This window comes from Gracilimonas sp. B-17, from assembly GCF_056857935.1.
The window spans coordinates 584,714-606,034 of the sequence record NZ_JBSXOA010000012.1; the positions used below are offsets into that span (position 1 = coordinate 584,714).

The window sequence follows — 21,321 nt, forward strand, 5'->3', positions numbered from 1 at the left end:
ATTATAGATTCATATTGTTGGCAGACCGATCACGCTCCTGCATGATCTGTTCAAGCAGATCCTCGCGTTGGAGATTTTGCAACTCATAGATTCGTTCCCATCCCATACTTCGAACTCGGGCCTGTTCCCTTCCTTCAGCTAGAAGGTCTTGACCGATCGTAACTACCCACTGTCCGCTTTCAATACCGGTAACTCCCAGTTCCATCCTTCCCTGTGCAATAACGTTAATGGGTACAAATTCAACAGGTGTTGGGGCAGACATAGCTGCAGGCCTGGAGGAGTTATTTGAAGAACTGTCACTAACCGGTTCGATCTCAGACCCAAGAGAACTGGCCAGGAAAACACCGCTCTCACCGGTCTGAGTATTAGTATAAAGAGCACTAACCGGTATGAGGGTCGCCTGTTCACTTTCGCCAAAAAGGATATCAACCGGCACGAACATACCGGGCCTTAATAGCCCTTGTTCATTATTGACATCGATCTCTGCTTCGGTGCTTCTGGTGACTTCATTTAAGAAAGGTGAGATCCGAGAGATCTTTGCATCGATGGCTATTTGCTTTCCTTCGTTGTTGTTAACAAAAACCCTCGCCGTTTGCCCCACATTTATCTGGTTGAGCATTTCTTCAGTCAAAACGATCTCGACTTTAAGTTTAGAGAGATCACCGATCAGGAATAATTGTGTACTGGTGTTGGCCTGCATGCCGATCTCTGCATTCCTTTGCCCGACCGTACCTGATATTGGAGCTTTGATAATTGCCTTACTTAGTTCTTCTCTTCTCTGTTCAACCAACGAAGCGGATTGGTCTCTCTGTGCTTCAGCTAATTCAACATCCGCTTCGGCTGAAAGTAATTGTCCTTCGATCTGATCAACTTCAGCCTGACTGCTCAGGTCTTTTTCTTCAAGTTGTTTAACTCTGCGATACTCGCTTTGTATTTCGTTTAACTGAGCCTGCGCCTGTTTTAACTGTGCATTACTGATCTTGAGATCTGCTTCAGCTTGCTGTAATTGCTTTTCGAGTATGCCTGTATTTAGTTTAACGATCGGTTCACCCTGTTCTACAAAATCACCGTTCTGTACATACACTTCCTGAACCACACCTGATATCTCTGGGTAGAGGGCTACCTGATTTTCAGATCTTACATTACCACTGAAGCGCTCTACAAGTGGCAATGAGCCAAATCGTGCCTGAACTGCTTCGACAGATGGGATCACACCCGATTGATTTTGTTGTTGATTGGAATTGCTTCCTTCATCTCCAGAACAGGCAGTGAAACCTGAAAAGAGAATGGCGACTATAATTTGTCTGATCAATTTTGAAGAATTTTTCATTTGCTCGATTTGTGTGATTTGACCCTTTAACCTGTTTTACGACAAAAGCTCTCCCAATAAATTGTTAAATGCTATTAAAAGGCTTTACAGATGGTAAACGATCCTGATACCCTTTAAACTTTTAGAAGTGAACCTGCATTCCCTCTTATATGTAAAAAGTATCAATAAAGCTTTGTTAAAAAGCTTATTTGATTTGGAAGGAGGGGTTTTTGCTTTGCTTGAGGCGTTCCTGATTCAGTTTATCCTTAAATAACCTTTCAACGTCTTTGAGGGTGTCCACATCATCCGGTGAAAGATCCCAGCGAATAGCTTTGAACCGGGGAAATCGCAGGGTATAATTGGCTTTAGTTCTTTTATTGATCTGAATGTCATCAAACTCAAGTTCCACAACAATGTCAGGATAAAGGCCTAATGTAGGCCCATACTTTTCTGCTACGATCTCTTTGATCCTGTTATTGAGTTTTTTTAATTCTTCATCAGTGTACCCACCATAAGCCTTTCCTATGGGGATGAATTCTTCTTCATATCTATCATCATCTTTTACAGAAACTCCCAGGGTGAAATCTGAATAGGTACCACCACGTTTGCCACTACCTGCATGAGCATACATCATAATGGTATCAATGGAACCACCCGGTTTCTTGACCTTTAGCCACGATTTTCTTCTTTGGCCATATTCATAAGTGGAATGTTTGTGTTTTAGCATTAAGCCCTCGTTTCCATGTGCCAGGGCACGTTCAAAGAGAGTTTTGATCTCATCTTTGTGATTGATCGTATGCTGGGTAGTGACCGGAAAATTATGTTGCCTGGATAATTTCATCAGCAGGTTACGCCGTTCGATCAGAGGAAATTCAAAAACGGGATTTCCATCATGAAATAATATATCGTAAGAGATCAGTATGGTTGGATGCTGTTCCTGGATCTTTTTTGAGGGACTTTTCAATCCCATTCGCTTTTGTAAATGCTGAAAAGGCATAATGGTGTCATCCTTGAATACGCAGATCTCTCCATCCAGTACCATGCCGGGTAAATTACGTTCTGTAAAATATGAGACGATCTCAGGAAAGGAATGGGTGACCTTGTTAAGATCCCTTGAAAAGATCTGAACCTTTTTATTTTTTATGTGGATCTGACACCGCATACCATCAAATTTTTCTTCAGCCAGGTATTCTGAATAATTTTCAACAGATCTGCTTTCTATCGGTGAAGCCAGCATAAAAGATATGGGCTGAAACAGATTGAATTGTGCTTCATCAAGTTGACTGTTGCGTGCAAGTACGGCAGTTTTACCAATGCTGCCTGTGATCATGTGAGCATACCGAACATCCTCCACCTTCTTTTTAAATGCCTTGGCAATAGATGAGACGATACTTTTTGATTCAAACCCTATTCGAAGCGAGCCCCTACCCATGATGCGAAGAAAATATTTTACTTCAATAGGAGTCATCCTTATCCAGGCGTTGGTAAGTATTTGCTGTTTATCTGCCCTTGAAGAAACAGCCTGCAGATCTTCAAAAAAACCTTCTATTTGTTTGAGCGACAGGTTTTGTGGCTGCCACTTCTTTCTTGCTTCGGGGATGTTTGTGAAGAGTTTTTCTATGGTTTCAGATGAACTGCCCAATGCCGTTTTACTGGGTTTGAATACCTTATCATAATCGATCTCACAGATTTCTGCTGCCAGGGTAGAGTAAGTTCGGCTTCCTACAGAAGCCCGTTTACCGGAGAGATCTGAAAAGGCCCCTTCTCCAAGAAATTGTGCTGCCAGCCTGAGATCATCGTCATCATCGAGCGATCTGAAGTAATCTGCACAGATCCTGATCTTAGCGTTACTGCCACGAGTTTCATTTATTTTCTGAGCCGTTGTGGCCAGTTGCAGGAAGGTATGGTTTTTCGATCTACTCACGTGTTTATGGCCTTGTGCAATTCAAAATTAGAAATGAAAAATTTAAAATTGGTGCCAATGCTATTAAAGCAGATGAAGTTGTTTTAAGTATCTCAGATGGAAGAGCAACCAGTGCCTCATTTTTCATTTCTAATTTTAAATTTTGAATTATATCAAACATCCTGTTGGACCTCCATGTCTAAAAACCGTGCCGGAATATTCCTTTGATCCAGGTAGTGCTTTACAACATTGGGATTGGGTGTGTGCGTGATGTACGTCATTTTGGGACGAAGTTGTTCGCAGAGAGAAATGAGCTCAAAGAAATCAAGATGATCCGAGATCGAGATCAATTTATCCACGGTAAGTTGTGACCGCCTTGATTCCATCGCTGCCCAGCCGCTGCAATAGGCAATGCGTTTCCTTCGCACGTTGGAAGCAAAACCGTTATTAATAGCCGAGCTTGGGCAAACCAGGATCTTTCCTTCACAGGTCTCGCGATCATAGGTTTGGTAATTGCCCAGGTCGATACCTTCCTCTTCGTAAACATCACAAAGCTTGAAACCGGCACCGTGAATTTGAATGGGGTGTTCCAGGTCTTTTACCAGATGCATGATCTCTTGCGCCTTACCCAGATTATATGCCAGGAAGACCGGTGTGTAATCCTCTTCTAAAGCAGACCTGGCAAAGTCCATGATATCCGCTTTCAGTTCCTCATAATCGGCCCAGCGGTACACAGGAAGGCTGAAGGTGGCCTCGGTGATAAAGTTATCGATCTCGGCATCGGGGAGCTCAAAGCCCTCTGTGGCTGGAGATGGTGGAGTTCTGTAATCACCGGTATACAACAGATTCCCAAATTCGCTTTCCACAAAGGTCATGGCTGAGCCGAGAATATGTCCCGCCGGGTAAAAGGTGATTTTGGCGTTTTCGGTTTCTACAGATCGCTTAAAGGGAAGTTCCTGCACCTCGTATTTGGCGCCCCGCCGGTTCATAAATTTTTTGGTAGGGGGAGTGGCGTACACCACTTTGGCTTTGGAGCTCCAGGGAATGTGATCGGCATGCCCATGGGAGACAAACACGTGTTTTGCCTTTTTTCCGCTATAGTCTAGTCCAATACCTAATTGGGGCAGCAGTATTCCATGATTTCCGGCCTTTGTGATCTTGAGCATGTGAGTATCTTATTGGAGTCATTCTGAGGATACTTCCGAAGAACCTTCACAAGTGAATACTTTGTAGGTTCTTCGTTTTCGCTTAGAAGGGTTTTTCAATTCCTATATACCCTAAACTAAGAAGAGAGGGTGACAGTTCGTGGCATGCCAAATTCGAAATTTTAGATTTAAAATTTTGAATTGGATGGATTCACATATTATCAAGAACTAAAAATTGCAATTTAAAACCTTCCACTCCCGGTGTACAATTGCTTATTGCGCTTGTTTTCTAAAATTCTTAGTTAGGTGACACCCTAAATTAATATGGATAATATGAAACGAACGATTTCTATTGCACTTCTTATTGCCGGTGTGCTCCTTCTCTATTTTGGATACCAGGAATACAACTCACTGGGCTCAGAGATTGACCAGGCCTTTGGCGGGGCAGGTTCTACCGAAGCCATCCTGATGCTCGTTGGCGGAGCTTTATGCGTTGTTTTGGGCGGATCCGGGTTGTTAAAGAAAAAGTAGCTTCAGATTAACAAACCGTCAATCAAGCTGTTGAAAACGATCGGGGCAAGTAAGCTTTGTTCCCTTACTCAATTACCATCTTTTCTTCCTGGGTACGCAGGTCTTCCGGGATAGAATCTTGTATAACTTCTGCAAATGCTTCGATCAGATTTTTTTTCAGGAATTCACGGCTGTATACCAGGCGAATCTTTCTGGATGGAATGGGATCATTGAAGTTTTTGATCACACCATTGGCACATCGTTTGTCAATATCATTAAGGGCCAGGTAAGGCATCAATGTGACCCCGAAATCTTGTTCAACAAGACGCTTCAGGGTCTCAAGATTTCCGCTTTCAAAGATGATGGGAGACTTATTGAGCTTCTCGTTGTTTTTCTTGCATAGCTTTATCGTTTGATCACGAAAACAATGCCCTTCGTTCAGTAACCAAAGGTCTTCCTGATACAGATCGTCTATGGTGATCCGGTCTTTTGTGGCCAGTTCATGATCTTTACTGACGTACCCCATAAATGGTTCAAGGAATAGGTCTTTCTCAAATATATTCTGATCGGTAGGTGTAGCTATGATCCCCACATCAAAATAATCCTCGTTAAGACCTTTGAGTACTTCAGCAGTCAACGCTTCTTCAAAGATCAGCTCCACATCCGGATATTTGTCAATAAACGGTTTTAGAAATAATGGAACCAGGTAGGGGGCTATGGTTGGTATGATGCCAACCCTGAAAGTACCCTTCAGTGTATCGCCCTGAACGGCCACCATGTCCTCAATGTGTTTGGCTCCACTTAATATTTGCTTGGCTTCCTCAATGATCTGTTCACCCATAGCCGTTGGCACAACGGGAGATTTTGACCGGTCAAAGATCAAGACACCGAGTTCATCCTCCAGTTTCTGTATCTGCATACTGAGAGTAGGCTGTGTGATATAGATCTTTTGTGCAGCAGTAGCAAAGTGACGATATTTATCGACTGCTACGATATAAGAAAGTTGAGTTAAGGTCATTTTTCTGGATATTGGTGAACTCTAAAGGTAATGATTCCTTTGTATTAAATAGAAAAGGAAAATAGAATTTAAATTGTAAAAAGTAAGCTGTCTGTGAAAAAACATATATACATAACCGGTAGGGTGCAGGGTGTTGGCTTCAGGCATTTCACCCGTAAAAATGCCGAAAGACTGGGCGTTAATGGATGGGTGAAGAACCTGCAGGATGGCAGGGTGGAAGCTGTTTTTCAGGGATCTGAAGATAAAGTTATGGAACTCATCGAGCGCTGTAAGGATGGACCAATATCAGGCTACGTCAAGGATATTGAGGTCAGGGATTCAGAAGAGTCCAAAGACCACAAATCTTTTGAAGTGATCCTCTGATATTTTGGCTATTAATTTATTTGATCGTAGTAGTTCAATAGTGCTACCACATCCTCCTCTGACCTAAGACGAAGATCGCTGGATTTGATGAAGTCATTCAGAGCATCCTTATGATCGCCAATATCGCGTAGAATATTTCGTTTTCGTAAACGTGTTTCGGTCAGTTTGCCGTCTTTCAGCAGAAAATAAGTTTTGGTCTCATCGTATTCACTGTATCGTTTATTAGTGACAATATCACGACCTCTGTTTCGGATAAAAATTGTTTCGTGCCGGGCAAAGAACTTAGTATCACCATTGTAGATCACGCGGAGCAGGTCATATGGATCTATTCCATGTTGTCGGTCAGAAATACCGGTAACAAATTCCTGAGTCTTATTTCCTGACTCATCCACAAATTGAAATCCCCTGACCTGACTGGGATCATAAGCTTTCATAACATCACCGTCTCTGAAAATGATCTTATCCTCGTAGGTATTATAATTGATGTCATGAATTTCAGTAATGCTGTTGTCCCGTAAAATAACCCTGCCGGGTGTCCAGTCTTCCCGGTACCACTGTGTCCCTCTAACTTCCTCATTGCTTCCCTGCACGATCGGAGTTTCGCTGTTCCATATATCAACATGGACATTGGTGCCAACAGTAGACTGGGCAACTAAGCCATGCGTTGATAGAAGCAGAAAAAGAGTAAAAAGTAATGGTTTAAATGGTGTGGATAGGATCAGGTCTTTCATGGTGGCTAACGTTTATTGGATACGAAACTCGATATATAAGCTACAATGTAATAAAACTATGGTAGATGAGAAATTGTATTGCGGCATGCAGGTTGGATCCAAAATGTGGATAACTCGTGTGGAAATAACTTCGACATGTAGGGGAATGAATAGTATATTCAATCTTCGAAGTTTTATTCAATGAAAGCATCTATATGTATCTGATATTTGATACCGAGACGACCGGGTTACCTCAGGATTTTTCAGCACCAATTTCTGACCTGGATAACTGGCCAAGGCTCGTTCAGCTTGCCTGGCAGCTGCATGACCATACCGGGAAGCTGATCAACAGCGGAAATTACATTGTTAAGCCCGAAGGTTTTACCATTCCATTTAACTCTGAAAAGATTCATGGAATTTCTACAGAGCGTGCTCATGAAGAAGGAGTAGAACTCGATTTTGTGCTGAAAGAATTTTCCAAGGATATAGACCGTGCTTATTTTTTGATCGGTCATAATGTCAGTTTTGATGAAAAGATCATGGGGGCAGAATATCTCAGAAAGAAGATATCATCTGCTATCCTCGATAAACCCAAGATCGATACCAAACTGGACGGAACAGATGTAGCCAAGATCGAAGGAGGTCGGGGTGGAAATTATAAGTGGCCTTCCCTGGGAGAACTTCACCATGCTTTATTTGATGAGGGGTTTGAGGATGCCCACGATGCCGCTGCTGATGTAGAGGCAACGGCGCGTATTTTCCTTGAGATGGTTCGTATAGGTGCCACCAATATCAATTTCCCGATGGATGCCAGGTTGTATGAATCGGCACAAAGTTATATGAAAAGGGATGAATACATCGATCTAGTTTCCCCATCCCGGTTCAAGACCAAGCAAACAGACGAGCAGCTTGAGGCTCAAAAAAAAAGTGGAAACAAAGAAGAGACAATTGGTAGTGAGGTAATTGAGAAGGCTACTTTTACTCACCTTCATAATCATTCAAAATTCTCAGTACTTCAGGCTACCGCCGGGATAAAGGACCTGGTAGCCAAAGCCAAGGAGGAGGGCATGTCTGCTGTAGGCCTCACCGATCTTGGAAATATGTACGGAGCTTTTGCTTTTGCATCGGCGGCGCATGCTGAGGGAATCAAGCCGATCATTGGATGTGAATTGTATGTGGTAGAAGACCGGCTCCAAAAGAAATTTACCCGTGATAACCGGGACCGCCGGTATCAGATCCCGATCTTTGCTAAGAATCAGAATGGATATAAGAATCTGTCTAAGATCAGTTCAGTAGGATTTACTGAAGGTTATTACTACAAATATCCACGTGTGGATAAAGAAACGATCGCCAAATACTCGGAAGATCTGATCTGTCTGAGTGGTGGAGTAAGAGGCTGGCTGGCTGACCTGATCCTGAACAAGGGACAGGAATTTGCTGAAGAAGAGTTACAGTGGTGGATCGATACATTTGGGGATGATTTTTACCTTGAAGTACTAAATCACAGGCTTGAGGAAGAGAAGAGGGTCAATGAAGTGTTCAAGTCATTTTCTGAGAAATATGGGGTGAAACTTGTAGCCTCGAACAATGTGTTCTACCTGAATGAAGAAGATGCCAAAGCCCATGATGCCCTGATCTGTATAGATGATGGCGAATTGATGAGTACTCCAAAGGGTAAGGGACGTGGTTATCGCTATGGTTTCCCAAACGATGAGTTTTATTTTAAAACTCAGGATCAGATGAAGGAGCTGTTTGCAGATATGCCTCAGGCTATTACAAGCACTCAAGAGATCGTGGACAAGGTTGAGCCGATCAAACTTGAAAGGGATATACAGTTACCGAGATTCGAACTCCCTGAAGGGTTTGAGACCGAGGACGAATATCTGAAACATCTGACCTATGAAGGTGCTAAGCCTCGTTATAATGAAATTGATGAAGAAGTCACTGAGAGGATCGAGCTGGAGCTCGGAATTATTCGGGAGATGGGTTTTGCCGGATATTTTTTGATCGTTCAGGACTTTATTGCCGCCGCCAGGGATATGGGGGTTTATGTAGGTCCCGGCCGTGGTTCTGCGGCAGGTTCGGTGGTAGCCTATTGTACGGGTATTACCAATATTGACCCATTGAAATATGACCTGCTCTTTGAGCGTTTCCTGAATCCTGAACGTGTATCGATGCCTGATATCGATATTGATTTTGATGATGACGGCAGGCAGCGTGTCATAGAGTATGTAGTTGATAAATATGGAAAAGATCAGGTTGCCCATATTATCACGTTTGGTTCGATGGCTGCCCGTTCTTCCGTTCGTGATGTAGCCCGGGTACTCGACCTTCCGCTTTCAGATGCTGACCGCCTTGCAAAACTGGTGCCTGAAAAACCCGGAACATCATTGGATGATGCATTTTCTGAAGTGAAAGAACTCAGGAATATCAGAGATGGCGAAGGTCTTGAAGCAGAAACACTGAGAATGGCTCATGTATTGGAAGGGTCGGTACGCAACACCGGGATCCATGCGGCAGGAGTGATCATTGCTCCTGACAAACTCACAGAATTCATTCCGGTCAGTACAGCCAAAGATGCTGATCTTTATGTGACCCAGTTCGATGGCAGTGTGATCGAAAATGCCGGTATGTTGAAAATGGATTTCCTGGGGCTTAAAACCCTCTCCATTCTAAAGACCGCCATCGGTTATGTGAAAGAGAATTTTGGGAAGGAATATGATCTGGATGATATTCCCCTTGATGATGAGAAGACCTATAAACTCTATCAGCATGGTGGTACCTTGGGTACCTTTCAGTTTGAAAGTGAAGGAATGCGTAAACATTTGCGCAACCTCAAACCCACAGGCATCAATGACCTGATCGCTATGAATGCCTTGTACCGTCCCGGTCCAATGCAATTCATTCCAGATTATATTGAACGGAAACACGGACGGGAAAAGGTTGAATACGATCATGAAGATCTGAAAGATATTCTTGAACCGACCTTCGGTATCATGATCTATCAGGAGCAGATCATGAAGGTAGCCCAGAGGATGGGGGGATACTCACTTGGAGAAGCGGATGTGCTTCGCCGTATCATGGGTAAAAAGAAGCCTGAATTACTGCCACCTGAGGAAAAGAAATTTGTAAGCCAGGCTATTGAAAAAGGCTATGATGAGTCTACCGCTAAAGCGGTTTTTGAAAAGATGGCGATGTTTGCGGGCTATGGTTTCAATAAGTCTCACTCTGCTGCTTATTCTGTTGTAGCCTACCATACCATGTATTTCAAGGCAAATTACCCGGCTGAGTACATGGCTGCAGTGATGACGCACAATATGAGTGACGTTAAGAAGATCGCGTCTTTCATTGAAGAGTGTCAGCGTATGAATATTCCGGTTGATCCGCCAAATATAAATACAGCTCGTGGAAAATTTCGGGCCAAGGATGGCAGGGTACAATATGGAATGTCTGCCATTAAAGGCGTTGGTTCATCAGCCATTCAGCATATTGTTGAAGAGCGGGAGGATAATGGGGATTTCGCTTCCATTTTTGATTTTGCCACACGTGTTGATCTCAGGGTTTGTAATCGAAAGACCTTCGAAAGCCTGACCATTGCCGGCGCCTTCGACACTCTGAATGATAACCGTGCCCAGCTTCACGAATCACTCGAAGATATTTTATCGTATGCCGTTCGTAAGCAGGAGGAGATCCGATTAAACCAGGGTAATTTGTTTGGGGGTGAGAGTGGCGGGCCCGGATCGCAAGAACCAAAATTGCGTGAAGTGGTCCGGTGGTCACAGATCGAAAGATTGAATAAGGAACGTGACCTGATCGGACTTTATCTGAGCGGGCATCCCCTGAGTCGTTTCAAGGAAGAGATCAGGCTGTTTGGTAAACAGGACCTTAGTGATGATGTGATGAGCCGGATGTCGGACCGGGCAAGTATACGGTTCATAGCTATTGTTACCGGCATCAAAAGAGTGACTGATAAAAAAGGGCGCCCTTTTGCATTTTTACAGGTTGAGGACCTGAATAGCTCATCAGAGGTGATCGCATTCAGTAAGACATTTGATCAATATGCAAACCTGTTGCAAACTGATAATGTATTATACATTGATGGCGTTGTGGATAAGCGGGGGGGTGAGCCAAAAGTGATCGCCAACAGTTTTGAAAGGGTGGAAAATCTCAGGGAAAAATACCAGGAACAGCTGAATATCAGGATCGATCTTAAAACCTCAGATATTGACAAGAATGACCTGAAGCGTGTGGAAACCTTGTTTTCGTTAAATAAAGGAAGTTCACAGGTTCGGTTGCAGATTCACAGTGAAGAGGCTAATGCCCCCATCCGCATGAATGTGAGAAATTTTGTGGTTGAACCTAACGACGAATTGATTCGGGGATTAAGGGAAGTATTGGGTGAAGAAGCGGTTCAACTGATACATGGTAAGTAAATTATGACTGACAACATCCAATTAATTAAAAGGACAATATTCAGTTACTATAAAGGTCTGCTATGGACCCAATAACTTAAAAGAATGTGATATCTTGAATGATTTATTCCGATATTTGTTCAGAATTTAAAGAAACCAATAAATCAATAAATACAGCATTATGGCTAAACCAATAGAATTTACAGACTCAAATTTTGAAGACGAAGTGCTAAAATCGGATAAACCGGTATTGGTAGATTTTTGGGCTGAATGGTGCGGACCTTGCAGAATGATCGGACCGATCGTAGAGGAAATGGCTGAAGAGTATGATGGAAAAGCCAAGATCGGTAAAGTTGATGTTGACAGCAATCCTGAAGTATCTGTAAAATATGGGATCAGAAGCATTCCATCACTTCTCATTTTTAAGGACGGTGAAGTTGTAGACCAGATCGTAGGTGCGGTTCCTAAATCACACCTAACTAAGCAACTTGAAGCCCAGGTAGCCTGATCCTTATAACATATTGATCGTAAAAGCGGTGTTTGGAGACAAATGACCGCTTTTTTTATGCACTTTTACAATGCTTTTCATCAACAAAGAATTCTTACTGCTGCTTAGTAGTTATCTTTGAACGAAATGAAATAATTCAACATAACCTGATACATGAAGCGAGTATTAATAATAACCGGTGTAATTGCGGTTCTTGCACTGCTGGCCTATCCAAAATTAACAGAACAGTCTGCAGGTGAAGGGTCTTCATCTGCTCAGAATTCGGGAAATGATCCACTTTCTGTAGATGTCCATGTGGTTGAACCGCAGATCTTTGAAAATAAGATCTTTACAACCGGAACATTAATAGCCAATGAATCGATTGAACTGAGGAGTGAGATCTCAGGTAAGATCGTTGAATTAAAACTTGAAGAGGGCAGGCAGGTTAAGGCCGGTGAAAGGCTAATCAAAATAAATGACAGTGAACTTCAGGCTCGTCTTGAACAGTCTGAATTTAGAATTGGGTTAGCTGAAGTCCGTGAAAGACGTCAACTGCAACTGTTGGAACGCGGAGGTATAAGCCAGGAAGAATATGATGCAACCCTTAATGAACTGAATATCCTGAAAGCCGAAGCTGAATTGATCAAAGCTCAGATCGATAAGACTGAGATCAAGGCCCCATTCAATGGGGTTGTAGGCTTGAGATATGTAAGTAATGGGAGTTATATAAGCCCGACAACAAATATAGCCAACTTTCAATCCATTAATCCAATAAAGGTGGAATTTTCAGTTCCGGAAAGATATGCCGGTGTTGTTGAAGTTGGAGACCGAGCTGTATTTAATGTTCAGGGTCAGGATGAAGATTTTAAGGCAGTGATCTATGCGATCGAGCCTCGTATAGAAACCCAGACCAGAACCATCCGTATCAGGGCCAGGGCCAATAATGACAACAGTAAATTACTGCCCGGTGCTTTCGCGAATATTGAATTGATCCTTGAAGAGATCAATGATGCATTAATGATCCCAACCATAGCGGTCATTCCTGAATTGCAAGGGCAAAAAGTATTTGTTCTAAGGGATGGTAAGGTTGCTGAACAGCAAGTTACTACCGGTATCCGGACTGAAAGTGATGTTCAGGTTGTGGAAGGACTTGCTCCCGGAGATACGGTATTGACAACCGGTTTGCTACAGGTGAGAACTGGCATGCCTGTTCGCGTTGATCAGGTTGACAAATATGAGGAGGGAGAATTGTGAGTCTGTCATCATTAAGTATTAGAAGGCCGGTACTTGCTACTGTTATGTCTTTGGTTATTCTGATTCTTGGGATCGTAGCTTTTACTTTCCTTGGAATCAGGGAATACCCGGCGACTGAACCTCCTATTGTGACTGTTAGTACATCATACACGGGTGCTAATGCTGAGGTCATTGAATCACAAATAACGGAACCGCTTGAAGAAGAGGTGAATGGTATTGCAGGTATTAGAACCATTACCTCAACCAGTCGTGAAGGCCGCAGTACCATAACTGTTGAATTTGAACTCGAGATAGACCTCAATGATGCCGCCAATGATGTTCAGTCGAGGGTATCACGTGCTGTCAGAAACCTCCCGCCGGATGCTGACCCACCTGTTGTTTCCAAGGCTGATGCCGATTCGAGTCCCATTGTGTTTTTGAATGTAAGAAGCGATAAGAGAAGTTTACTGGACTTGTCGGATGTTGCCTTCAACGATTTTAAGGAACGGGTACAGACCATTCCGGGGGTGAGTAGCGTACAGATCTGGGGTGAAAAGGAATACTCAATGCGCCTTTGGATGGATCCGCTAAGGTTAGCTGCCTACAGGCTTACACCGCTTGATGTTCAGCGCGCACTTCAACGTGAGAATGTGGAACTGCCATCAGGCAGGATCGAGGGCAATTTAACGGAACTCACAGTTAGGACCCAGGGAAGACTTTACGAACCAGAGGAGTTCAATAACCTGATCATTGCAGAGTCTGATGGTAATGTGATCCGCTTCAGGGATATTGGCAACGCTGAACTGGGAGCAGCTAACGAGCGGACCATCCTGAAAAGAAATGGTGTGCCTATGGTGGGGGTGGTTATTGTACCACAACCCGGAGCTAATCAGATCGAGATTGCCGATGAATTTTACAAGAGAGTTGAACAGATCAAACAGGACCTTCCGGAAGATATCCAAACGGCTGTTGGTTTTGATACCACAGAATATGTACGGGCATCCATCGATGAGGTACAGCAAACTATTTTTCTGGCCTTGGGATTAGTAGTACTGATCATATTCCTATTTCTACGTGATTTCCGGACCACCGTTATTCCGATCATTGTAATTCCAATAGCTCTTATTGGAGCATTCTTTGTGATGTACATTGCCGGATTTTCAATTAATGTGTTGACCTTACTTGCGATCGTACTGGCAATTGGATTGGTAGTGGATGATGCCATTGTGGTTCTTGAGAATATTTACGCTAAGATCGAAAATGGAATGGATGTGATCGAGGCCGGTATTCTTGGCTCACAGGAGATCTTCTTTGCGGTTGTTGCAACATCACTGGCTTTGGTTTCTGTTTTCACTCCGATTTTGTTTCTTGGTGGCCTTACCGGAAGACTCTTTCTGGAATTTGGTGTTGTGATGGCCGGGGCCATAATTATTTCATCTTTTGTGGCCCTCACGCTCACTCCGATGCTTTCAACAAAATTTCTGAGATCGGATGCTAAACATAGTTGGTTCTACAAAAAAACCGAACCTTTCTTCATCAGGATGAATGAGGTTTATAAATCCAGTCTAGAATCCTTCATGAGGAAACGCTGGATGGCATTTGTGATCACGGTTCTGTGTATTGGTGGAATATGGGTGTTTTTTAACAATCTTCAGCAAGAACTGGCACCGCTTGAAGACCGTGGCCGTCTAATTGTTAGTTCAACAGCCCCGGAAGGCGCCACCTATGACTATATGGATCGGTATATGAATCAATTGACCAATTTTTTACTGGATGAAGTTCCTGAAACTGAGGGGCTCATCACTGTGACATCTCCCGGATTCGGTTCTTCAGGGTCAGTCAATTCCGGTTTTGGCCGACTTATTTTAACCGACGCCTCAGAAAGAGAAAGGACTCAGCAAGAGATCTATAATGACCTTTCTACGAAGATTCAGGATCTAAGTGGTGCCCGTACCTACATTGCTCAGGAACAAAGTATTGGCGGAAGCAGGGGTGGACAACCTGTGCAATATGTATTGCAGGCTAATACCATTGATAAGTTGAAAGAGGTTATTCCTGCCTTCATGGAAAGAGCGAGCCAGGATCCGACATTTGCTTTCGTGGATGTGAATCTGAAATTCAGCAAGCCGGAAGTTGAGGTAAGTATTGACCGTGACAGGGCACAGGCTTTGGGTGTATCAACAAGGGATATAGCGGAGACGCTTCAGCTGGCTTATAGTGGACAACGTTTTGGATTCTTTTTAAAGAACGGAAAACAATATCAGGTGATCGGGCAAATGTCCAGAGAAGACAGGAATGCGCCGATCGACCTAAGGTCACTCTATGTGCGAAATGATGAAGGAGAGATCATTCAGATGGATAACCTTGTGACACTAAGAGAAACAAGTAGTCCACCTCAATTATATCGATTCAATCGATATGCATCTGCAACTGTATCGGCAAGTCTTTCACCTGGTAAGACCATTGGTGATGGAATCAATGCAATGGATGCTATTGCTGATGAAGTGTTGGATGCTTCCTTCACAACGTCGCTGTCAGGTCCGTCCAGAGACTTTGTTGAAAGCTCTTCAAGTTTGATCTATGCATTTCTGCTGGCACTGATACTTGTCTATCTGGTGCTTTCTGCTCAGTTTGAGAGTTTTCGGGATCCTTTGGTGATCATGTTTACTGTTCCGCTGGCACTGACGGGAGCATTACTCACCCTTTGGTATTTCAATCAAACTCTGAACATTTTTAGTCAGATCGGTATGATCATGTTGATCGGTTTGGTAACCAAGAACGGAATATTGATCGTTGAGTTTGCCAATCAAAGACAAGTTCAGGGATTATCAAATCTTGAGGCGATCAAAGAAGCTGCCGTAGCTCGGTTCCGGCCTATCCTGATGACAAGTTTTTCAACGGTCTTGGGTATCCTTCCAATAGCCCTGGCCTTGGGGGCAGGAGCTGAGAGCCGGAAATCAATGGGTATTGCGATCATTGGAGGACTGATTTTTGCCAGTATCCTGACTCTGTACGTAATTCCGGCTCTTTACAGTTATATCTCGGCCGAGCGATCTGAAAAAGGAGCTGTAGATGATGATAAATTGGAGAAAATAGACAACATGGAACCCGCAAAAATATGAGATCAGTTACATCGAAGAAGACCGATTTGGTAATGAAAGGTATTGCACTCATTCTGTTCATTGTAACAGGTTTTTCAACACAAGTGCAGGCACAGGTTCTTCTGGAGCTTGAAGATGCAGTGAGAATCGGTCTTGAAAATAACTTTTCAATTCGGATATTTGAAAATCAGGCTCGTATCTCAGAGAACAATAATTCGATAGGGAATGCAGGGTTTTTACCGGTTATTTCAGCTGATGGCTCTATAAATGAAAGGGTACAGGATAACGTGACCGTTTTTGGAAACCCGAATATTGCAGACCGAAATGATGAAGGAGCAGTCACCACTGTCTACGATTATGGTGTAAATGCAACCTGGAGGATCTTTGATGGGTTGACCATGTTTGCAACACTTGACAGGCTTTCAAATGAAATGGAGATCAGTGAGGCTGAAGTACAATTACAGGTTGAAAATGTATTAGCTGAGATAATCTCCGGATACTACCAGATCGCCGGGCAACAAAAAGCAGCCGAAGTACTTGAGAATACAGTTGAGATCTCAGAGGAACGCATCCGTATTGCTGAGACAAAACGGGATCTTGGTTCCGGTTCAGAATATGAATTACTTCTGGCTCGAGCCGACTTTAACACAGATCGTACGGCTTTGATCCGTGCCAATACAAGTCTGAATCAGCTTAAGGTCATGTTAACATCTGTTCTTGGAGATTCAGTTAGGGTAGAATTTTCTGTACAACCTGATATAAAATTGAATGAGCGACTTGATTATCAGAAACTTCTAAACGAGGCTCTTAAGGAAAATCAGGAACTCAAGATCGCTCGTTTGAATGAGCAGGTTGCTGAGGCTGAGATCCGCGAGATCCGTGGTGACTGGCTGCCAAATATAGATGTAACGGGTGGATATGGCTACTCCAGAACAGAGGCCAGTTCCGGGTTTTCTGAGTTTTCTGAGTCCAAAGGCTGGCGTTATGGGATCAGTGCTTCGATCAATCTGTTTGATGGGTTTAACAAGAACCGGCGTATGCAAAATGCACAGATCAGGCTTAAAAATCAGGAGCTTTCAAAACAAGACCTTCAATTACGGATCACAGCTGAAATAAGCAGGATATATGCACAGTATACAGATGCCCTGGATCTAATAGATCTTGAGCTGGAAAACCTGGAGATAAACAAAGAGACGGTAAGTATTGCATTAGAACGTTTTGAGCTGGGTACGATTAATTCATTGGAATTGCGGGAAGCACAACAGAGTCTCTTGAATGCAGAGAACAGACTCATTGAAGCACAAATAGCAGCTAAATCAGCAGAAACAGAGTTACTCAGACTTAGTGGCAGACTCATTCAAAAGAATTAGGGAAAGCTATACATCCAGATTAAAAGAAAGGGTGAGTTTGCTTCCATCGTCTTCAAAAAAGACCTCATCCGCATATTCTTTCATTAAATAAACGCCACGGCCACTGGTATTGAAAAGATTTTCTTCAGCAATGGGATCTGGCAGTTCCTCCGGCTTGAAACCCTCGCCTTCATCTGTGGTGATAAATGTTAGTTTATTGTCATCAAGATAAGCAGCCACTATAGCATTTTTTGATTCGTCCAGTTTGTTGCCATGGACTATTGCATTTGTTGCTGCTTCACTGACAACTAACATCAGACGGGCATAGAATTCGTCATCAAATCCCAGCTCTTCCTGTAGTTTGTTCAGCAGTCCTTCAAGTCTTTCTACTTCTTCGAAGGCAGATCTAAGAGTAAGTTTATGTAGTAATTTCATTGATTATGCATAAATACCACGCAATTTCAGCGTTGTGGCAACACGATCGATCGCGTACACATACGCCGCCTGTCTTAGCGTAATACTATACTTTTCACTTACCATAAACAAGTTGTCGAAAGCTTCACGCATCATACGGTTGAGTCTTCGGTTTACCCGTTCTTCAGTCCAGAAATAACCGTGTCTGTCCTGTACCCATTCGAAGTACGATACAGTGACTCCACCGGCGTTAGCCAGGATATCAGGAATTACCATAATGCCATTTTCTTCGAGGATCTTATCAGCGTTGGCCGTAACCGGTCCGTTAGCTCCCTCGGCGATGATACGAGCTTTAATATTGGGAGCATTATCCTTATTGATCTGATCTTCTTTGGCTGCAGGTATCAGAACATCACACTCCAATTCGAGTAGTTCTTTATTTGTGATCTTTTCCGCCCCATCAAATCCTTCAAGTGAATTATTATGGGTCTGGGAATAATTCAGTGCTTCAGGGATATCGATGCCATCTTTATTATAATATCCTCCACTAATATCACTAATGGCCAAGATCTTGGCACCCTGTTCATACATAAGCTGTGCCGAGACAGACCCAACATTGCCAAATCCCTGAACCACAACTGATGTGTTACTTGGGGAAATTCGGAGTTTACCTAAAGCAGCTAATGTACAAGTCACAACTCCGCGCCCGGTTGCTTCCTTACGACCTTTGGAACCACCAAGAATTATAGGCTTACCGGTTACAACAGCTGTTTCAGTTTTTTTCTGTTTCATGCTATATGTATCCATGATCCAGGCCATTACCTGTTCGTTGGTGTTCATATCAGGAGCAGGAATATCACGGTCAGGTCCAAATACATCCAGCATGTTGGCTGTATAACGACGGGTCAGTCTTTCCAGCTCATTTTGGGAAAGTTCTTTGGGGTTGACACGTACGCCTCCTTTAGCTCCACCAAAGGGAACGTTGACAACAGCGCATTTCCATGTCATCCAGGCAGCCAGGGCTTTGACTTCATCGATCGTTACATCCTCTGAATATCGTATTCCACCTTTTGATGGGCCTAGAATACTGTTATGTATCACACGATAGCCGTCAAAAACTTCAATACGTCCATCATCCATAGTTACCGGAATAGAGACCATGATCACTTTCTCAGGACTTGATAGATATTTGAAAATACCTTCATCCAGATCAAGAATTTCTGCTGCAAAACGAAATCTTTCCATCATCGATGCGAAGGGGGAGTCGTGCGCGATGTGAGGAGTTGGTTCTTTATAATAGCCGCTGGAAATAGAGTCTTGTTTAGACATTGAAATGTGTTAATAAAAATGTTGTGATTTTAGGTCAAAAAAGCGGTTCCAAATATAATGGTAAAACTTAAAACTATCGCTTTTTTTGAATAAATATCAGGTAATTATAAACTTTTTCATTAAGTGTGAGGATGAACAGATTTGTATCCGGTCTTTCGGGAGTATGATGTTATCTAATTGTTAAGTATGGCGGGAAACACCTTATCGTAATACTGTCTTAACATTTACTTTTTACACTTGGGCTCAAATCAGCACACATACAAAAGTAAATGTCAGAATCTTCTAATAATAACGGCACAAGTCCAATCGAAAAGTTTATTCCAACCGGTTTTTATGACGTCATAAGGCAAGAACGAGTTTTTATCGGACTCATTGGTGTTTTCTTTTTTATTGCGGGAGTAGCTTTTCCCTATGCTGAACTAGCCATGTGGGTAGGTTTTTTCTTTGCAGGCTATTCGGCAATTGCAAATGATAGCATACAAACCATAGGTACCTTCCTCGCTTCCAACATGGATAAAAAGTGGTGGGTCTTATGGCTTTGGATAGGTGGTATATTTTTAATAACGGTAACAGCTAGTTGGTATATTTATGATGGGGATGTAACCTATCAGCGATTGACCTCCAAAGGATTCTCTGAAGCGCCTACCAATTTTTCATTTTTACAGGTGGCTGCACCGATCTTTCTTTTGATACTGACTCGAATGAGGATGCCGGTTTCCACCACTTTCCTACTTTTAAGTGCGTTTGCCACTTCTGCTGAAGGCATTACATCAGTTCTCGGAAAGAGTTTGTCCGGTTACGGCCTTGCGTTGATAACTGGGCTTGTGGTATGGTTAGTGGTCACAAAAACAGTTGAAAAGAAATTTAATGGGGAACCAAAAAAATATTGGCTTCCTCTACAGTGGATCATTTCCGGTACCTTGTGGGCAGTCTGGGTGATGCAGGATGCTGCAAATATCGCTGTTTATCTTCCAAGGACTCTTGATGTTAGCCAATTCCTTGGATTTTCACTCTTTATATTCTTCGGGTTGGGATTACTTTTCTATCTGAGAGGAGATAAGATACAGGAGATCGTAACTGAAAAATCCAGAGTCACCGATATCAGATCAGCAACCATCATTGATTTTGTGTATGCAATACTGCTTGTTTATAAATTGACCGTAAGTACCGTACCTATGAGTACCACCTGGGTATTTTTAGGATTACTGGCCGGTCGTGAACTGGGGATCAGTATCATGGATAATAAAGAAATGGGACGTCCGCTGAGTAAAGTGTTTATAATGGCCTTTAAAGATCTTAGTTATGCACTCATTGGTCTGGCAGTATCTATCATTCTGGCAGTTTCAATTAACGATGAAGTAAGGAGGGAACTGCTCCAATTCATTGGCTATTGATATTTTGAGCCAAATATCTCATACTAAGGCGTCCCGTTTGAAGGTTTTATAAACGGGACGCCTTTTTTGTTTTAACAACTGCATTCTCCATGAAAGAGTTAAATATTGACATATCATCAACAGAAAATAAAATGGATGCTCTATGAATGCGAATGTTTTGGTCTTAAATCAGGATTACCAGCCTTTAAGCGTTTGCTCCGTGCAACGTTCCATGAAACTGATATTTTTAGAGAAAGCAGAGCTTTTGCATGATGATCCTGAAAAGGAGTTAAGGACAACCCGAAGATCCTTCCAATTTCCATCGGTTATTAGGCTGAGAAATTATATTCGGGTTCCATACAGTAAGATCGTCCTATCCAGAAGGAATGTGATGAGAAGGGATGATTATACTTGCCAGTATTGTGGTAAGAAATCTGATCTTACTATTGACCACATCATGCCTAAAAGTCGGGGAGGAAGGGACACATGGGAAAACCTGACTACAGCTTGCGATCGGTGTAATGTTAGAAAAGGTAACCGTACCCCAAAAGAAGCAAAAATGGAACTTAAGAGTAAACCTTACCGGCCTGTTCCAATTACTTTTTTCAGGGACTCCAACGGTGGCGTGCAAGAGCCGTGGAAGCCATACCTTTATATGACCTGAT

Annotated in this window: 16 protein-coding genes; 9 read left to right on the forward strand and 7 right to left on the reverse strand. The window is 42.9% G+C overall.

The window, feature by feature from the left end; all coding sequences use genetic code 11:
* Window position 1 precedes the first annotated feature (1 nt).
* From AC13FX_RS11050 to AC13FX_RS11060, 3 genes are all read right to left on the reverse strand, one after another.
* Window positions 2–1,330, reverse strand: a complete 1,329-nt coding sequence (locus AC13FX_RS11050; protein ID WP_482880698.1) for an efflux RND transporter periplasmic adaptor subunit — start codon at window positions 1,328–1,330, stop codon at window positions 2–4.
* A gap of 184 nt (window positions 1,331–1,514) precedes the next feature.
* A complete protein-coding gene (locus AC13FX_RS11055; protein ID WP_482880700.1) occupies window positions 1,515–3,233 on the reverse strand; it encodes an ATP-dependent DNA ligase in 1,719 nt (572 codons plus the stop codon).
* A gap of 152 nt (window positions 3,234–3,385) precedes the next feature.
* Window positions 3,386–4,378 (reverse strand): hypothetical protein, encoded by a 993-nt coding sequence (locus tag AC13FX_RS11060; RefSeq protein WP_482880702.1) that lies wholly within the window; start codon window positions 4,376–4,378, stop codon window positions 3,386–3,388.
* A 312-nt stretch (window positions 4,379–4,690) separates the two neighbouring features.
* Here AC13FX_RS11060 and AC13FX_RS11065 point away from each other — a divergent pair, with 312 nt between their 5' ends.
* On the forward strand, window positions 4,691–4,888 hold the full coding sequence (locus AC13FX_RS11065; protein ID WP_482880703.1) for a DUF3185 family protein: 198 nt from the start codon (window positions 4,691–4,693) through the stop codon (window positions 4,886–4,888).
* Window positions 4,889–4,952: 64 nt separating this feature from the next.
* Here the strand turns inward: AC13FX_RS11065 and AC13FX_RS11070 are convergent, their stop codons facing one another.
* Window positions 4,953–5,885 carry a LysR substrate-binding domain-containing protein gene (locus tag AC13FX_RS11070; RefSeq protein WP_482880704.1) on the reverse strand — a complete coding sequence of 311 codons (933 nt, stop codon included), beginning with the start codon at window positions 5,883–5,885 and terminating at the stop codon, window positions 4,953–4,955.
* A 93-nt stretch (window positions 5,886–5,978) separates the two neighbouring features.
* Here AC13FX_RS11070 and AC13FX_RS11075 point away from each other — a divergent pair, with 93 nt between their 5' ends.
* Window positions 5,979–6,248, forward strand: coding sequence for an acylphosphatase (locus AC13FX_RS11075; RefSeq protein ID WP_482880705.1), 270 nt, complete (start codon window positions 5,979–5,981; stop codon window positions 6,246–6,248).
* Between the two features lie 11 nt (window positions 6,249–6,259).
* Here AC13FX_RS11075 and AC13FX_RS11080 read toward each other — a convergent pair whose 3' ends face one another.
* On the reverse strand, window positions 6,260–6,979 hold the full coding sequence (locus tag AC13FX_RS11080; RefSeq protein WP_482880707.1) for a hypothetical protein: 720 nt from the start codon (window positions 6,977–6,979) through the stop codon (window positions 6,260–6,262).
* Between the two features lie 194 nt (window positions 6,980–7,173).
* Here AC13FX_RS11080 and dnaE point away from each other — a divergent pair, with 194 nt between their 5' ends.
* The 5 genes from dnaE to AC13FX_RS11105 all read left to right on the forward strand — a co-directional run bounded on the left by dnaE (window position 7,174) and on the right by AC13FX_RS11105 (window position 17,561).
* Window positions 7,174–11,391, forward strand: a complete 4,218-nt coding sequence (gene dnaE, locus AC13FX_RS11085; RefSeq protein WP_482880708.1) for a DNA polymerase III subunit alpha — start codon at window positions 7,174–7,176, stop codon at window positions 11,389–11,391.
* Between the two features lie 160 nt (window positions 11,392–11,551).
* The gene (gene trxA, locus AC13FX_RS11090; RefSeq protein ID WP_482880709.1) at window positions 11,552–11,878 is read left to right on the forward strand and encodes a thioredoxin; all 327 of its coding nucleotides are present in this window, start codon (window positions 11,552–11,554) and stop codon (window positions 11,876–11,878) included.
* 153 nt (window positions 11,879–12,031) lie between these two features.
* Window positions 12,032–13,111, forward strand: coding sequence for an efflux RND transporter periplasmic adaptor subunit (locus AC13FX_RS11095; protein WP_482880710.1), 1,080 nt, complete (start codon window positions 12,032–12,034; stop codon window positions 13,109–13,111).
* A complete protein-coding gene (locus tag AC13FX_RS11100; RefSeq protein WP_482881670.1) occupies window positions 13,105–16,212 on the forward strand; it encodes an efflux RND transporter permease subunit in 3,108 nt (1,035 codons plus the stop codon). Before AC13FX_RS11095 ends, AC13FX_RS11100 begins: the two co-directional genes overlap by 7 nt.
* Window positions 16,209–17,561 (forward strand): TolC family protein, encoded by a 1,353-nt coding sequence (locus tag AC13FX_RS11105; protein ID WP_482880711.1) that lies wholly within the window; start codon window positions 16,209–16,211, stop codon window positions 17,559–17,561. The genes AC13FX_RS11100 and AC13FX_RS11105 overlap by 4 nt, the downstream gene beginning before the upstream one ends.
* Window positions 17,562–17,567: 6 nt before the next feature.
* Here AC13FX_RS11105 and AC13FX_RS11110 read toward each other — a convergent pair whose 3' ends face one another.
* Window positions 17,568–17,975, reverse strand: coding sequence for an ATP-binding protein (locus AC13FX_RS11110; RefSeq protein ID WP_482880712.1), 408 nt, complete (start codon window positions 17,973–17,975; stop codon window positions 17,568–17,570).
* Between the two features lie 3 nt (window positions 17,976–17,978).
* Window positions 17,979–19,283 carry a Glu/Leu/Phe/Val family dehydrogenase gene (locus AC13FX_RS11115; RefSeq protein WP_482880714.1) on the reverse strand — a complete coding sequence of 435 codons (1,305 nt, stop codon included), beginning with the start codon at window positions 19,281–19,283 and terminating at the stop codon, window positions 17,979–17,981.
* Between the two features lie 269 nt (window positions 19,284–19,552).
* On the opposite strand from AC13FX_RS11115, the gene AC13FX_RS11120 reads away from it, so the two are divergent.
* Together AC13FX_RS11120 and AC13FX_RS11125 are read left to right on the forward strand one after the other, a co-directional pair.
* A complete protein-coding gene (locus AC13FX_RS11120; protein ID WP_482880716.1) occupies window positions 19,553–20,677 on the forward strand; it encodes a hypothetical protein in 1,125 nt (374 codons plus the stop codon).
* A 211-nt stretch (window positions 20,678–20,888) separates the two neighbouring features.
* Window positions 20,889–21,320 carry an HNH endonuclease gene (locus tag AC13FX_RS11125; RefSeq protein ID WP_482880717.1) on the forward strand — a complete coding sequence of 144 codons (432 nt, stop codon included), beginning with the start codon at window positions 20,889–20,891 and terminating at the stop codon, window positions 21,318–21,320.
* Window position 21,321: the final 1 nt, after the last annotated feature.